This is a genomic window from Flexivirga lutea (assembly GCF_054778955.1).
The window spans coordinates 14,439-28,281 of sequence record NZ_BAAGZB010000004.1; the positions used below are offsets into that span (position 1 = coordinate 14,439).

General features: G+C 69.4%; 15 protein-coding genes. 8 read left to right on the forward strand and 7 right to left on the reverse strand.

Going from position 1 to position 13,843, the window contains the following annotated elements; all coding sequences use genetic code 11:
• The 3 genes from ACYVBN_RS14785 to ACYVBN_RS14795 are packed head-to-tail and all read left to right on the forward strand — an operon-like array spanning position 1 to position 4,607.
• Positions 1–2,088, forward strand: coding sequence for a RecQ family ATP-dependent DNA helicase (locus tag ACYVBN_RS14785; RefSeq protein ID WP_460601190.1), 2,088 nt, complete (start codon positions 1–3; stop codon positions 2,086–2,088).
• A gap of 57 nt (positions 2,089–2,145) precedes the next feature.
• Positions 2,146–3,192 carry a glucose 1-dehydrogenase gene (locus ACYVBN_RS14790; protein ID WP_460601191.1) on the forward strand — a complete coding sequence of 349 codons (1,047 nt, stop codon included), beginning with the start codon at positions 2,146–2,148 and terminating at the stop codon, positions 3,190–3,192.
• Between the two features lie 23 nt (positions 3,193–3,215).
• Positions 3,216–4,607 (forward strand): DNA polymerase IV, encoded by a 1,392-nt coding sequence (locus ACYVBN_RS14795; protein WP_460601192.1) that lies wholly within the window; start codon positions 3,216–3,218, stop codon positions 4,605–4,607.
• 299 nt (positions 4,608–4,906) lie between these two features.
• Here the strand turns inward: ACYVBN_RS14795 and ACYVBN_RS14800 are convergent, their stop codons facing one another.
• Positions 4,907–5,395, reverse strand: coding sequence for a hotdog family protein (locus ACYVBN_RS14800; RefSeq protein ID WP_460601193.1), 489 nt, complete (start codon positions 5,393–5,395; stop codon positions 4,907–4,909).
• Positions 5,392–6,219, reverse strand: coding sequence for a PIG-L deacetylase family protein (locus tag ACYVBN_RS14805; protein WP_460601194.1), 828 nt, complete (start codon positions 6,217–6,219; stop codon positions 5,392–5,394). Before ACYVBN_RS14805 ends, ACYVBN_RS14800 begins: the two co-directional genes overlap by 4 nt.
• Before the next feature lie 46 nt (positions 6,220–6,265).
• On the opposite strand from ACYVBN_RS14805, the gene ACYVBN_RS14810 reads away from it, so the two are divergent.
• From ACYVBN_RS14810 to ACYVBN_RS14825, 4 genes are all read left to right on the forward strand, one after another.
• A complete protein-coding gene (locus ACYVBN_RS14810; protein ID WP_460601195.1) occupies positions 6,266–7,108 on the forward strand; it encodes a uracil-DNA glycosylase in 843 nt (280 codons plus the stop codon).
• Between the two features lie 218 nt (positions 7,109–7,326).
• The gene (locus ACYVBN_RS14815; RefSeq protein ID WP_460601196.1) at positions 7,327–7,662 is read left to right on the forward strand and encodes a hypothetical protein; all 336 of its coding nucleotides are present in this window, start codon (positions 7,327–7,329) and stop codon (positions 7,660–7,662) included.
• A 62-nt stretch (positions 7,663–7,724) separates the two neighbouring features.
• Positions 7,725–7,925: a hypothetical protein gene (locus ACYVBN_RS14820; protein ID WP_460601197.1), complete on the forward strand. Its 201-nt coding sequence runs from the start codon at positions 7,725–7,727 to the stop codon at positions 7,923–7,925.
• Positions 7,926–7,990: 65 nt separating this feature from the next.
• Positions 7,991–9,121, forward strand: coding sequence for an alanine--glyoxylate aminotransferase family protein (locus ACYVBN_RS14825; RefSeq protein WP_460601198.1), 1,131 nt, complete (start codon positions 7,991–7,993; stop codon positions 9,119–9,121).
• Between the two features lie 12 nt (positions 9,122–9,133).
• Here ACYVBN_RS14825 and ACYVBN_RS14830 read toward each other — a convergent pair whose 3' ends face one another.
• The 3 genes from ACYVBN_RS14830 to ACYVBN_RS14840 all read right to left on the reverse strand — a co-directional run bounded on the left by ACYVBN_RS14830 (position 9,134) and on the right by ACYVBN_RS14840 (position 11,333).
• Positions 9,134–9,763, reverse strand: coding sequence for a superoxide dismutase (locus ACYVBN_RS14830; RefSeq protein WP_460601199.1), 630 nt, complete (start codon positions 9,761–9,763; stop codon positions 9,134–9,136).
• A gap of 71 nt (positions 9,764–9,834) precedes the next feature.
• A complete protein-coding gene (locus tag ACYVBN_RS14835; protein WP_440283907.1) occupies positions 9,835–10,434 on the reverse strand; it encodes a peroxidase-related enzyme in 600 nt (199 codons plus the stop codon).
• Positions 10,435–10,451: 17 nt separating this feature from the next.
• The gene (locus ACYVBN_RS14840; protein ID WP_460601200.1) at positions 10,452–11,333 is read right to left on the reverse strand and encodes a crotonase/enoyl-CoA hydratase family protein; all 882 of its coding nucleotides are present in this window, start codon (positions 11,331–11,333) and stop codon (positions 10,452–10,454) included.
• Between the two features lie 87 nt (positions 11,334–11,420).
• Here ACYVBN_RS14840 and ACYVBN_RS14845 point away from each other — a divergent pair, with 87 nt between their 5' ends.
• Positions 11,421–13,235 carry a glycoside hydrolase family 15 protein gene (locus tag ACYVBN_RS14845; protein WP_460601201.1) on the forward strand — a complete coding sequence of 605 codons (1,815 nt, stop codon included), beginning with the start codon at positions 11,421–11,423 and terminating at the stop codon, positions 13,233–13,235.
• 70 nt (positions 13,236–13,305) lie between these two features.
• Here ACYVBN_RS14845 and ACYVBN_RS14850 read toward each other — a convergent pair whose 3' ends face one another.
• Entirely contained in the window at positions 13,306–13,539 is a 234-nt protein-coding gene (locus ACYVBN_RS14850) for a hypothetical protein (protein WP_460601202.1), read from the reverse strand.
• Positions 13,536–13,814 carry a GlsB/YeaQ/YmgE family stress response membrane protein gene (locus ACYVBN_RS14855; protein WP_440282914.1) on the reverse strand — a complete coding sequence of 93 codons (279 nt, stop codon included), beginning with the start codon at positions 13,812–13,814 and terminating at the stop codon, positions 13,536–13,538. The genes ACYVBN_RS14850 and ACYVBN_RS14855 overlap by 4 nt, the downstream gene beginning before the upstream one ends.
• Between the last annotated feature and the right edge of the window lie 29 nt (positions 13,815–13,843).

Genomic DNA, 13,843 nt, shown 5'->3' on the forward strand with positions numbered 1-13,843 from the left:
ATGGCCAGCGTGACTTCGAGGACGATCGAGACAGTCGCTGACGAGACGCTCTCCGTGCTCGCCGGCCCCGGTGCGCGACTGCGCGACGGGCAACTGGAGGCGTTGCAGGCCCTCACTCGGCCGGGCGCGCGCGTGCTGGTGGTGCAGGCGACGGGCTGGGGCAAGTCCGCGGTCTACTGGATCGCCACCTCGTGGCTGCGCGCACAGGGCCGCGGACCGACCCTGGTGATCTCCCCGCTGCTGTCGTTGATGCGCGACCAGGTGGCGGCGGCGGAGCGTGCCGGCCTGCGGGCCGCGACCCTCAACAGCTCCAATGTCGGCCAGTGGCAACGGATCGAGCAGGCGTTGCAGGACGGCGAGGTCGACGTGCTGCTGGTCTCTCCCGAGCGGCTGGCCAACCCCACGTTCGGTGCGCGGGTGATGCGGTCGCTGACCGGGGCGCTTGGCCTGGTCGTGGTCGACGAGGCGCACTCGGTGTCCGACTGGGGTCACGACTTCCGGCCGGACTACCGCCGCGTCACCGATGTGTTGCGTCGGCTCAATCCGGACACGCCGGTGCTGGCGACCACCGCGACGGCCAACGCCCGGGTGGTCGACGACATCGCGGCCCAGTTCGGCGACGACACCCTGGTGTTGCGTGGGCCGCTGGCCCGTGCCAGCCTGCAGCTGGCCGTGCTGCCGCAACTGGACCCATTGCAGCGTTTCGCCTGGGTGGTGGACCACCTGGCCGAGCTGCCCGGCTCCGGCATCGTCTACACCCTGACGGTCGCGGATGCGGAGCGGCTCACCGAAGCCGTCCGGCACCGCTACGGCGCCGACGCGCCCGTGGCGGCATACACCGGGCAGCTCGATGGGGACACGCGTGAATCGCTGGAGGAGGACCTGCGGGCCAACCGGGTCAAGGCGCTGGTCGCCACCTCCGCGCTCGGCATGGGGTATGACAAACCGGACCTGGGTTTCGTCATACACGTCGGCGCGCCGCCGTCGCCGGTCTCCTACTACCAGCAGGTCGGCCGTGCGGGACGCGCGATCGACCACGCGTTGGTGGCGTTGCTGCCGTCGGCGGGCGACGACGGCGTATGGGACTACTTCGCGACCGCGACCATCCCGAAGGAGCCGCAGGTGCGCCGGCTGTTGGACGCTCTCGGCGGAGCCGAGCAGCCGATGTCGGTGCCGCAGCTGGAGGCGGAGAGCGGGCTGCGCCGCACCAAGGTCGACCTGCTGCTCAAGCAACTCGCCGTCGACGGCATCACCGAGCGCACCGCCGACGGGTGGAGCGCCACCGGCACCCCGTGGAGCTACGACCAGGAGCATTACGACGGGGTGCTGGCGGTGCGTCGTCGCGAGGCGGACATCATGCGCCGCTACATCCGCGGTGACCAGTGTCTGATGCAGCTGCTGCAGCAGTCGCTGGACGACCCGGAGGCCGAGCCGTGCGGCCGCTGCTCGGTGTGCCTGGGTCGGTTGCCGGAGCCGTTGCGGCCGGCGGCCGCGGCCGACACGGTCGCCGGGGTGCGTCAGTTGCTGCGATCGCAGCAGCAGGTGCTGGAGCCGCGCAAGATGTGGCCGGGCGGCGCATTCGGCCGACGTGGCCGGATCCCGGCCGGGGAGGCCGCCGAGGACGGGCGGGTGATCGTGCACGCCGACGCGACGGAGTGGGCGGACCTGCTCGCCGGCGCCCTGCGGGTCGATGCGCCGCCGCCGCCGGAGCTTCTGGAGGCGTGCGTGCGGACGCTCGCGCAGTGGGGATGGCTCGAGCGGCCCGAACTCATCGTCGCCCTGAACGCCGCGGGCCACCCGCAGCTGGTCGGTGGGGTGGCCGAGGCACTCGGCGCTGCCGGGCGGCTGCCCGTGCAACGGTGGACGACCGAGGGCACGCCACCGCAGGACGCCACGTCGGTCGACGAGGCCGGCTTCTGGCGCGACGCGGTCGAGCGCAGCGCCCTGCCCGACGTGGCGGGCCGATCGGTGCTGCTGGTGGTCGACGAGTCCTCGTCCGGCTGGGTCGTCACGGTCGCGGCGGCTGCTCTGCGCACGGCGGGTGCGCGCGCCATACTCCCGTTGCTGCTGCATCGCACCATCGGCTGACCGGCTCGGCTGCGTCTGTCAGGTTCGTCGCAGCGGACGTCGGGTAACTTCGTGGGCATGCGAGCACTCACGATCATTCCTGGACAATCCGGCAGCCTGGCGGTCGAGGACATGCCGGAGCCGGACGAGGCACTCGGAGACGTGCTGGTCGACGGCCTGGCCATCGGCGTGTGCGGCACCGACCACGAGCTCGCCGAAGGCGACTACGGCTGGGCTCCGGAGGGTTCGGAGCGGCTGATCATCGGACACGAGTCGCTGGGCCGCGTGCGCGAGGCGCCGGAGGGCGGCCGCTTCGCCGCCGGTGACCTGATCGTCGGCGTGGTGCGGATGCCCGACCCGGTGCCGTGCGGCGCTTGTGCGCACGGCGAGTGGGACATGTGCCGCAACGGCGAATACACCGAGCACGGCATCAAATCGCTGCACGGTTTCGCGGCGGAGCGGTGGCGGGTGCGCGCCGAGCACGCGGTCAAGCTGGATCCGGCGCTGGAGTCGGTCGGCATGCTGATGGAACCCACCACGGTCGTGGCCAAGGCCTGGGAAGAGGTCGACCGGATCGGGGCACGTGCCTGGTTCGAGCCGACATCGGTGCTCATCACCGGCGCCGGACCGATCGGCCTGCTGGCGGCGATGATCGGAGCCGCGCGCGGTCTGCAGGTGCACGTGCTGGACCGGGTCGAGGACGGCCCGAAGCCGCAACTGGTCAAGGACCTCGGCGGCAGCTACCACACCGACCCGGTCGACCAGGTGATCGACAAGATCGAGCCGGACATCATCATCGAGGGCACCGGCGCCACCCCGGTCATCAAGGCAGCGTTGGCCAATCCGAAGCCCTACGCGATCACCGTCCTCACCGGCATCTCCGACGAGGGCAAGGAGGAGACGGTCGACCTGGGCACCATCAACCGCACGGCGGTGTTGGGCAATGCGGCCATCGTCGGATCGGTCAACGCCAACCTGCGCCACTACGAGGCAGCGGCCGAGGCACTCGCCGCGGCGGATCACGCCTGGCTGGAACGCCTCGTGACTCGCCGTGTGCCGCTGGAGAAGTTCGCCGACGCGTTCGCGCCCCAGCCGCACGACGTGAAGATCGTGCTGACGATCTGAGCGTCGTCGGGAAGAATGTCGGGGTGCGTTCGACGGCCAGCATCATGCATCTGGACCTCGACGCATTCTTCGCGGCGGTCGAGCAGCGGGACAAGCCGTCGTTGCGGGGCAAGCCGGTGTGTGTCGGCGGCATCGGAGCCCGCGGTGTGGTGGCGACGGCGTCGTACGAGGCTCGGCGGTTCGGGGCGCGATCGGCCATGCCGACCGCGGAGGCACGGCGCCGCTGCCCATCCGGGACCGCGTTCCTCTATCCACGCGGCGACGCCTACCGGGCATCCAGCCGGATCGTGATGAGCCTGTTGCGTGAGGTGTCACCGGTCGTGGAGCAGGTCAGCGTGGACGAGGCGTATGTCGACCTGGCCGCCGCCGGTGGGATCGACCTCAGTCCGGACGGCGTGCGAGCGGTCGCACAGCGACTGATCGACGAGATCGCCTCGGCGACCGGGGGTTTGACCGCGTCGGCCGGCATCGCCACCTCCAAGATGCTGGCCAAGATCGGCTCGGACCTGGACAAGCCGGCAGGCCTGGTGGTCGTGCCGCCCGGTCAGGAGCTGCAAGTGCTGGCACCGTTGTCGGTGCGGGTGGTCAGCGGCATCGGCCCGGCGACCGAGGCGCGGCTGCGATCGTTCGGCGTCGAGACGGTCGCGGACCTGCAACGGATGGAACGTGCGGACCTGGTGAGCATCTTCGGCGCCGCGCACGGCGGCAGCCTCTACCAGCTGGCACGGGCACAGGACGACCGCGAGGTCGTGGTCGAACGCGAGGCCAAGAGCGTTTCGGCCGAGGAGACCTTCGAGCACGACGTGGTCGACCGCGAGGTGCTCGACGCCGAACTCGTCAGTCTCGCTCGACGCACTGCGGCACGACTCGGCAAGTCGGCGGCCTTCGCCCGGACCGTCACGATCAAGGTCCGCCAGCACGACTTCGCGACGTCCACGCGCTCCGAGACGCTGCTGCACCCGACGGGGGACGCCGGCGTGATCCTGGATGTGGCCCGTCGGCTGCTCGCGGCCGTGGATGTCTCGAACGGCTTGCGGTTGTTGGGTGTCGGCGTCTCCGGGCTCAGCACCCACGCGCAGGAGCAACTGCGTTTCGACACGCCGCACGAGGAGGACGAGGCGGTGCGACCGGCGTGGGACGGGACGGCCGACACCGAGGGTCTCGACATCCCGGCCACTCCGGCCGGTGACGTCCGGCGGACCCCCGGGCCGGCGGCGTACAGCGGTGAGGGGCCGCCGGCATGGTGGCCCGGCCAGGACGTGGAGCATGCCGAGCACGGCGCCGGCTGGGTCTGGGGCAGCGGTCTCGGTCGGGTGACCGTGCGTTTCGAGGGACCGACGACGGCGCCCGGGCGGGTGCGCACGTTCCGCTCGGACGACCCGCAGTTACGCACAGCGGAGCCGCCTCAATGGTGAGCATGCCGACCGAGGAGCCTTCCGTGGGGCTACGCGGGTCTGCTCGCCGCCGCGCATGGCGGTCACCGAAGGCTGGCCGCCGAATGCCGAAATGGCCCGTCAACGCTTGAGCCGCAGGGGAGTCGAGGTGGTCGAAGCAGGTGTCGACGCGCCACTGCCGTGGCCGGACGGATCGTTCGAGCTGGTCACGTCCCGCCATCCGGTGTCCACGCCGTGGCCGGAGATCGCAATGAACTCTTCGTGGCGCACGCCACCCGTCTGCTGGTGCGTGCGCATCAACCCTGAGGAGCGGAGCCCGGTCAGCCCGCGGAGGTCGCACGGCGTGAGCGGACGAGGCATTCCAGCTCGAGCCGCAGCACCGGTCTGCCGTGCTGATTGCGCAGGCAGCCCTCGACGACGACCAGGCACCGGCCCGGCTTGTCGGGCTCGACCGAGCACACCGTCGCCGCGCAGGTGAGCACGTCACCGGCGCGCACCGGCCGGACGAACTCCACGCGCCGGAAAGCGCGTCCGGCGATGACGTCATACCGCTGGTAGACGGCGGAGACCACGAGCCGCTGGTAGATCGACATCGTGTGCAATCCGCTGGCGATCAGGCCACCGAAGTCGCTGTCCGACGCGCGCGCCGGATCGACGTGGAAGTATTGCGGGTCCCACTGCGTCGCGAACGCACACAACTCCTGCTCGGTCAGCTGGTAGCTGCCGCAGTCCAGCTCCTGCCCGACGGGCAGCTCCTCGGCCGGGAGGAGCGTGTTCGGGCCCGGACCGTCCGTGCCGGCCGTTGTCACGCTGTCCTCGGGCCGGCGTCGTCGACCGGTGAGGTATCCAGGAACCACCCGTGGACCATGCCGTCCGGACGCCCTCGCTCCAGGAAGTACTCCGTGCCGAAGCCCGCGGCGAAGACCGGCTCGGGCATCGCCATGAAGGTGCCGATGTCGGAGACCTGGCTCCGGTGCGCTCGCATGGCGGCCCGGATGCGGTCGAGGTAGTCCGTAACGTCCACTGCCCAATGGAGTTCGGCCTCCGGCATACCCATCGGATTGCCGTCGTCCATCGGTCCGTCGGGGTCGAAGGGGATCTCCATCCCGGCGTCGCGGGCCGCCTGCATCGATGCGCGCATGACGTCGCGGTTCATGGTCTCCTCGAGCACGCGCGGTGCCTTGACGGCGAGCCCGGCTGCGGCGTAGGTGACGGCGTGCACCTTGACGTGGTCCGGGTGGCCGTAACTGCCGTGCCAGTCGTAGCCGACGAGGATGTCGGCCTCCTCCTCGTCGAGGATGCCCGCGAGTCGGGCAGCTGCCTCGGTGACCGGTGCCTGGTGGAAGGAGCGCGGATCGGAGTTCTGCTCCCAGCCGGTCATGCCGGAGTCGTGGTAGCCCAGCCAGGCAACGCGCGCCGTCCCGGTGACTCGCGCCGAGGCCTCCGCTTCGGCGCGTCGACGGTCCGCGAGGGATTCTGCAGGGCCGAGATCGTCCGGCACCTCACCGTGCTCGCCGCCGGTGGCGTAGACGACGACCACGCGGTGGCCTTCGTCGGACGCGCGGGACATCGAACCGGCGGTCTGTGAGCTCTCGTCGTCGGGGTGGGCGTGGAAGAACACGATGGTCGACACTCAGTCAATCTTGGCACCAGACACCGACACCCGATACAACCGGGGGATGACCATCCCGATGAGCGATCCGCATCCCGTCACCGGCCAGCTCTTCGAGTCTCCGGTGACCCCGGGCAGCGGTTGGCCGGGGGACACCGCGACGGCCGAGACGCCTGTCGCCGGATCCGCGGCCGGCGTGCGAAGCCTCGCCCGCTCTGCCGGTTCGATCAGTGAGCTCAACACCGCGGTCTCCGTATGCCGGGCCTGCCCACGTCTGGTGGCGTGGCGGGAGACGGTTGCCACCACGGGCCGCCGCAGGTCGTTCGCGGACGAGCCCTACTGGGGCCGGCCCGCTCCGGCATTCGGGGACCCGGACGCAACCCGGCTGATAGTGGGCTTGGCGCCCGCGGCGAACGGCGCGAACCGGACCGGCCGGATGTTCACCGGGGACCGCTCCGGTGACTGGATCTTCGCCGCCTTGCACCGCGGCGGTTTCGCGACGCGGTCGACGTCGGTCGCAGCCGGTGACGGCCTCGAACTGCACGGTATCCGGATGACGGCACCGGTGCACTGCGCGCCGCCGGCGAACAAGCCCACCACCGAGGAGAAGGCGACCTGCCGGCCCTGGCTGGAGAAGGAACTCCAGCTCTCGCAGGAGAACCTTCGGGTCATCCTGGTGCTGGGTGGAATCGGTTGGGACTCCACGGTTTCCACGGCCCGCGCCATCGGGTGGCAGATCCCGCGGCCGAAGCCGAGATTCGGGCATGGTGCTCGCGCCACGCTGCTGAGCCCGTCCGGCCCGGTGGAGCTGGTCGGCTGCTATCACGTCAGTCAGCAGAACACCTTCACCGGCCGACTGACCGAGGCCATGCTCGACGAGGTGATCGCCACGGTGCGCGCCCTCGGCTGACAGCCGGCAGACGGCACCCGCCGGCGCCAGGGCCCAGACCGCCCGGTGCCCGGAGTCGGCACAGGGGTGCTTCCGTAGGTGCGCGGCCGAGCATGCAATCCGAAACTGGCCAGTAGTAATCGGGATTCGCCGCGGCCGGCTCCTCCAGGTGCATATAGTGACTTACGCAAGTGGGGAACTTACCTTCAGGTAGGTTTCCGGGGGTACGGGGGTAAGTCATGAAGAATCGACGCGCGTGCTATGGGCTGCGTCTGCTGCGGAAGACCGTCGTCGGGCTGGGCCTCTTCGCCGCCGCCGCGGTGCTGACATGGCACGGCGCCGGTCTCGTCGCCCGATGGATGAATCGCGTCGAGCCGTCGCCGGTCAGTTTCGCCGAGGACGGTGCGACGGCGCAGCAGCTCGCGACCGCGAATCATGCGCCCGCCACGGCAGGCGGCAGCTTCCGGGTCGACGTCTCGATCGGCGAGGCGAATGTTCGCGGCGTGCCGGTCTGGAGCGACTCGGCGCCGGAGATCCAGGTCGACACCGACATCGACAGGCCGAGTGCGGGGTGAGCATCTGAGGTCCGAGATGGGCGGGGAGGCGCGGGGCCTCAATTGACCATAGGGTAAGTCCCGTGACGAACCACCTCGAGGCGCTGCGTCGGTCCGTGCGGCGCATGGAGAAGGCACGTGCGGAGCGTGATCGGCTGATCGTCGAGGCACGGGAGCACGGCGCGACCTGGCGATCGATAGCAGCTGCGGCGAGCCTGACCGAGCTCGCCACTCGGCAAGCGGCTACGCGGGCGAACGACGGCGAACTGCCGACCCCGGAGTAACGGCGGATGCCGCGCTGGCCGGACCTCGTGCAGGCTCCCGTCGGGCGATGTGGCACGGTGCGGGGGTGAACCTGCCACACGATGACATCGACCCGGACGGCCTGCTGGAGTACTCGGTCGTCTTCACCGACCGCTCGCTGAACCACATGTCGCAGCGCTTCGTGCGCGTCATGCAGGACATCATCGACGTGCTGCGCACGACATACAGCGCACACACCGTCGCGATCGTCCCCGGTGGCGGTTCCTACGGCATGGAAGCGATCGCCAGACAGCTGGCGACGGGCAAGCGCGCCCTCGTCATACGCAACGGTGCGTTCTCCTATCGTTGGTCGCAGATCTTCGACGCCGGACACATCACCGATGAGACGACGGTCTGCGCCGCGCGACCGGTCACGGACGAGCACCAGGCGGCGTGGCAGCCCGCACCCGTGGACGAGGTGGTCGCGGCGATCCGCGACAAGCGTCCCGAGATCGTCTTCGCCCCGCATGTGGAGACGGCATCCGGGATCGTGCTCCCCGACGACTACGTGCGCGCCGTGTCGACGGCCGTCCACGAGGTCGGTGGCCTCTTCGTCCTCGACTGCGTCGCATCCGGCGCACTGTGGGTCGACATGGGCGACCTCGGGGTCGACGTGCTGTTGACGGCGCCGCAGAAGGGGTGGAGCGGCACGCCATGCGCCGGTTACGTGATGCTCAACGAAGCGGCGCGCGCTGCCGTGGAGGCATCGACGTCCACCAGCTTCGCGATGGATCTGAAGAAGTGGCTCTGGATCACCGAGTCGTATGTCGGGGGCAAGACGCCCTACCACGCCACCATGCCGACCGACGGTCTCGCGCACAACGCCGAGCTGATGCTCCAGGCGCGGGAGATCGGCCTGGCGAAGCTGCGCGCGGCGCAGCTGGACCTGGGCGGCAAGGTGCGCGCGGTGCTGGCCGAGGCGGGCTTCCGGTCGGTTGCCGCCGCCGACTTCGCCTCTCCCAGTGTCGTGGTCGTGCACGCCGACGACCCGGAGCTGCAGAGCGGGGCGAAGTTCAAGGCGGTCGGCCTGCAGGTCGCGGCCGGCGTCCCGCTGCAGTGCGGCGAGCCGGAGGACTTCTCGACGTTCCGGCTCGGGCTCTTCGGTCTGGACAAGTTGTCCGACGTCGACGGCACCGTCGAGCGCTTCAAGGACGCGCTGGCTGCGCTTGACGGCTGAGTCGGCGTCCGCTCAGTCCTGCGGGACGATCAGGCCGGCGGTCTGGGTGCGTGCTCGCGCGAAGCGCTCGGCGACGTCCGCCCAGTTGGCGATGTTCCACCACGCCGTGACGTACTCGTCCTTGACGTTGCGGTACTGCAGGTAGAAGGCGTGCTCCCACATGTCGAGCATGAGTAGGGGAGTGAGGCCGACCGGCAAGTTGCCCTGGTGGTCGTAGAGCTGGCAGATCACCAGGCGCGCGCCCAGACTGTCCCAGGCCAGGATCGACCAGCCGGAGCCCTGGATGCCGAGTGCATTCGCGGTGAAGTGGGACCGGAACGCGTCGAACGAGCCGAAGAACTCGTCGATCGCCTGCCCGAGCTCGCCGTCCGGCTTGTCGCCGCCGTCCGGGCTCATGTTCGGCCAGAAGACCGAGTGGTTCACGTGCCCGGCCAGATTGAACGCGAAGTTCTTCTCCAGTAGATTCACCGGCCCGAGGTTCTCGGTCTCGCGGGCCTCGGCCATCTGCTCGATGGCCGTGTTGGCGCCCTTGACGTATGCCGCGTGGTGCTTGTCGTGGTGCAGCTCCATGATCGCGCCGGAGATGTGCGGCTCGAGGGCCGAATAGTCGTACGGAAGGTCCGGGAGGTCGTAGTCGGACACGTGGATCACCTTTCACGAGAACGAGTGTGGTCATATGCGACTATGTCGCATATGACCACCGTATCCCGCGGTCACGACTCCTTCGGCACGCGGCCCATCAGGTAGAACTCCTTGTTGGGCATCAGCCCGCTCCAGTGCACGAGCCGGTTGCTCATCGAGAAGAACGCTGTGATGGCGCCGACGTCATACACGTCGTCCTCCGAAAGGCCCTGGGAACGCAGGAGATCCAGATCGGCGTCGACGATCTCGGAGGGCCGCGAGGCGAGCTTCACCGCGACCGAGATGATCGTGTGCTGCCGCTCGTCGAGATCTGCCTTGCGCCAGTCGGTCGCCAGCTGATCGGAGATGTAAGGGTTCTTGGAGCGAATACGGGCGATCGCCCCGTGCGCGACGACGCAGTAAAGACAGTCGTTCTCGGCGCTCGTCGCCACCACGATCATCTCGCGGTCGGCCTTGGACAGCCCCGGCGTCTCGCGATCCATCAGCGAGTCGTGGAAGTCGAAGAACGCCCGCATCTCGTCGGGGCGTTGTGCGATGCCGATGAACACGTTGGGGATGAAGCCGGACTTCTCGCTGACCGCGGCGATGCGGTCCTGCAGATCCTGCGGCAACTCGTCCACATCGACCACGGGGAAACGCCTCATGATCTCGGGGTCGATCCGGCCAGCCATGTCGTTCTCCTTTTGTTTCAACGGGTTTCGTCGATCCAGTCGTCGTAGAAGGCGGGCATCTCCGATGCCCGGCCGGTGAATTCCGGTGCACGCTTGTCGAGGAAGGCGGCGACACCCTCCTTGCCGTCGCCCACGCTGGTCCAGAACATCCCGAGCGAGTCGACCCGATGCGCGTCCGCGGGATGGTCGTATGACGCGTTGCGCCGCAGCATCTGCCGGGTCAGGGCAACGGCGACAGGGGAGCGGCCCCTGGTCCACCGATCGACCAGGTGACGCGCGGCGGGCAGCAGCTCATCCGGCTCGTATGACGCTGTGGCCAGGCCGTTCTCGACCGTCGCGGCCGCATCCAGGATGTCCGCGGACAGGGCGAGGTCCAGGGCACGCGGAAGACCGACGATGCGCGGCAGGAACCACGAGGACGCAGCCTCCGGCACGATCCCGAGGCGGCCGAACACCAGCCCGAAGCGCGCGGTGCTCGACATCAGCCGTGCGTCCATCGCCAGGGTCATCGTCGCCCCGATCCCGACGGCCGCGCCGTTGATGGCCGCGACGACCGGTTTGCGGCAGTCGTGGATCGCCAGGGTCACCCGGCCGCCGGTGTCGCGGACGCGAGCCAGCTCGGGACCACCCAGATCGGTCAGGTCCGCGAGGGTGGGCCGCCGGTCCTCGTCGAGCCCGAACACGTTGCCAGGCGTCGACAGGTCCATTCCGGCACAGAACGCGCGCCCGGAGCCGGTGACGATCACCGCACGGACTGCGTCGTCGTCGTTGACCTCGCGAAAGGTGCGTTCCAGTTCGTCCGCCATCGTCACGGTGAAGGCGTTCAGCTGCTCCGGACGGTGCAGCGTGACCGTGAAGACTCCGTCGTCGACCGCGTGGTGCAGCGTCTCGAAACTCATCCGATGTCCTTCCGGTGCCGTGATCCGTCTTGCGGACCCTAACCGGGCGGACGCGGTCACTGGGCGACGTGTGGCAACATCCGAAGCATGGCTCGCATTGAGGACTACGCAATTCTGGGCGATCTGGAGACCGCGGCGCTGGTCAGCAACGAGGGTTCGGTGGACTGGCTCTGCCTGCCCCGTTTCGACTCGCCGGCCTGCTTCGCCGCGCTGCTGGATGATCCGAGCGCCGGGCGCTGGATCCTCGCACCGGTCGACGGCGGACCGTGCACACGCCGACGGTATGTCGACCAGACGCTCGTGCTGGAGACCGAGTGGGAGAGCGCCGAGGGCACCGTGCGGGTCATCGACTTCATGCCACCACGCGGCAAGGCGCCCGACATCGTGCGCATCGTGGAAGGCATCAGCGGCACGGTGCAGATGCGCGGGGAGCTGACGCTGCGCTTCGACTACGGCAACATCCGGCCGTGGGCACACCATGAGGGCGACCAGATGCTCGCCGTCGCCGGCCCCGACGCCATACGGCTGCGCACGCCGGTGCCCACGCACGGCCACGAGTGGTCCACGGTCTCGGAGTTCACCGTGTCGGAGGGGGACCGGGTGCCGTTCGTCCTGACCTGGTCGCCGAGCCACGAGTCGCGCCCCGAACCGGTCGACGCCGAGCAGGCACTGCAGGGCACGCTGGACTTCTGGCGCGAGTGGTGTGGCCGCGGCCACGACCTGTCCGGTCCCTACCGTGATGCCGTCCAGCGCTCGCTGCTGACGTTGAAGGCGCTCACCTACCAGCCGACCGGCGGCATCGTGGCGGCGGCGACGACGTCGTTGCCCGAGCAGCTGGGCGGCCCGCGCAACTGGGACTACCGCTATTGCTGGTTGCGCGATGCGACATACACCCTGCAGGCGCTGATCGCGGGCGGCTACCTCGACGAGGCGAGCGCCTGGCGCGATTGGTTGCTGCGTGCGGTCGCCGGGGACCCGGCGGACCTGCAGATCATGTACGGCCTGGACGGCACCCGGCGGCTGCCGGAGAGCGAGCTGGGCTGGCTGCGCGGCTACGAGAACTCCTCACCGGTCCGCGTCGGCAACGCCGCGGCCGATCAGCTGCAGCTCGATGTGTGGGGCGAGACACTCGACGGTCTGGCCCTGGCCCGCGAGGCCGGCCTGGCCAGCACCGAGGACGCCTGGGACCTGCAGGTCGCGCTGATGGAGCACCTGGAGGGCATCTGGGACGATAAGGACAACGGTCTGTGGGAGGTGCGCGGTCCGCGGCGACACTTCACCCATTCGAAGGTGATGGCCTGGGTGGCAGCCGACCGGATGGCCAAGGCCGTGCGCCGTCACCCGACGCTGCACGGACCGGCCGATCGCTGGGAGACCCTGCGCGACACCATCCACGCCGACGTGCTGGCGCACGGCTTCGACGAGGACCGCAACACGTTCGTGCAGTCGTATGGCGCCCAGGCCCTGGACGCGAGCCTGCTGATCATTCCGCGAGTGGGATTCCTGCCCGGGGACGACCCGCGCATGCTGGGCACGGTCGACGCGATCGAGCGCGAGCTGACCGAGGACGGCCTGGTGCTGCGCTACCAGAACGCCGAGTCCGACGACGGTCTGCCCGGCGGTGAGGGACTCTTCCTGGCCTGCTCGTTCTGGATGGTCGACGCGATGCACCTGGGTGGCCGGCAGGCCGACGCGGTCAAGCTCTTCGAGCGGCTACTGGACCTGCGCAACGACGTGGGCCTGCTCAGCGAGGAGTGGGACCCGAAACATCAGCGACAGCTGGGCAACACGCCGCAGGCGTTCAGCCACTTCGCACTGGTCACCAGCGCGTTGCAGCTGCATGCCGGACGTGGCCACAACAGCCACGAACCCATCCGGCACCCCGGCGTGCCTACGGACTGACCGAGGTCGGCGAACAACCCCGGACCGCGGTGTGCGGTCCGGGGTTGTTCGCGGCCGAGGCAGCGCGCGCTCAGTCCGGCGGGTGCGTCGCCCAGCGTCGTCCCGGACGATCGGGATCGTCGCTCAGCACGATCACGCTGGCCGGCGCCTGACCGGTCTTGGCGGTGATCAGCTCACGCGCGGCACGTTCCGCCCGGGAGCGCACACGCACGGTCGTCACGCCGACACCCGGCACGACGATCCGCCAGTGCGCCCCCCGGCGCTGCAGCAGGGCCGCATAGATGACCTTCACGGGTCGCGTCATCGAGTGACGGTGCGGCGACCGCCCATCCGGGTGTAGATCAACAGTGCGATCACGGCGCCGATGATCGAGCCGATGATGCCCGACGGCTGGAAGAAGCCGTTGCCGGCATCCTTGTGGAAGATCAGGTAACCGAGGAAGCCGCCGATGAACGATCCGATGATGCCCAGCACGATCGTGGCGAGGATCCCGATGTTCTGTCGTCCCGGTACCAGCAGGCGGGCGACGGCTCCCGCGATCAGGCCGACGACGATCAGGCTGATGATGAGACCAAGCATGGGTGAATGTGCTCCTTCAAAGGTGTTCG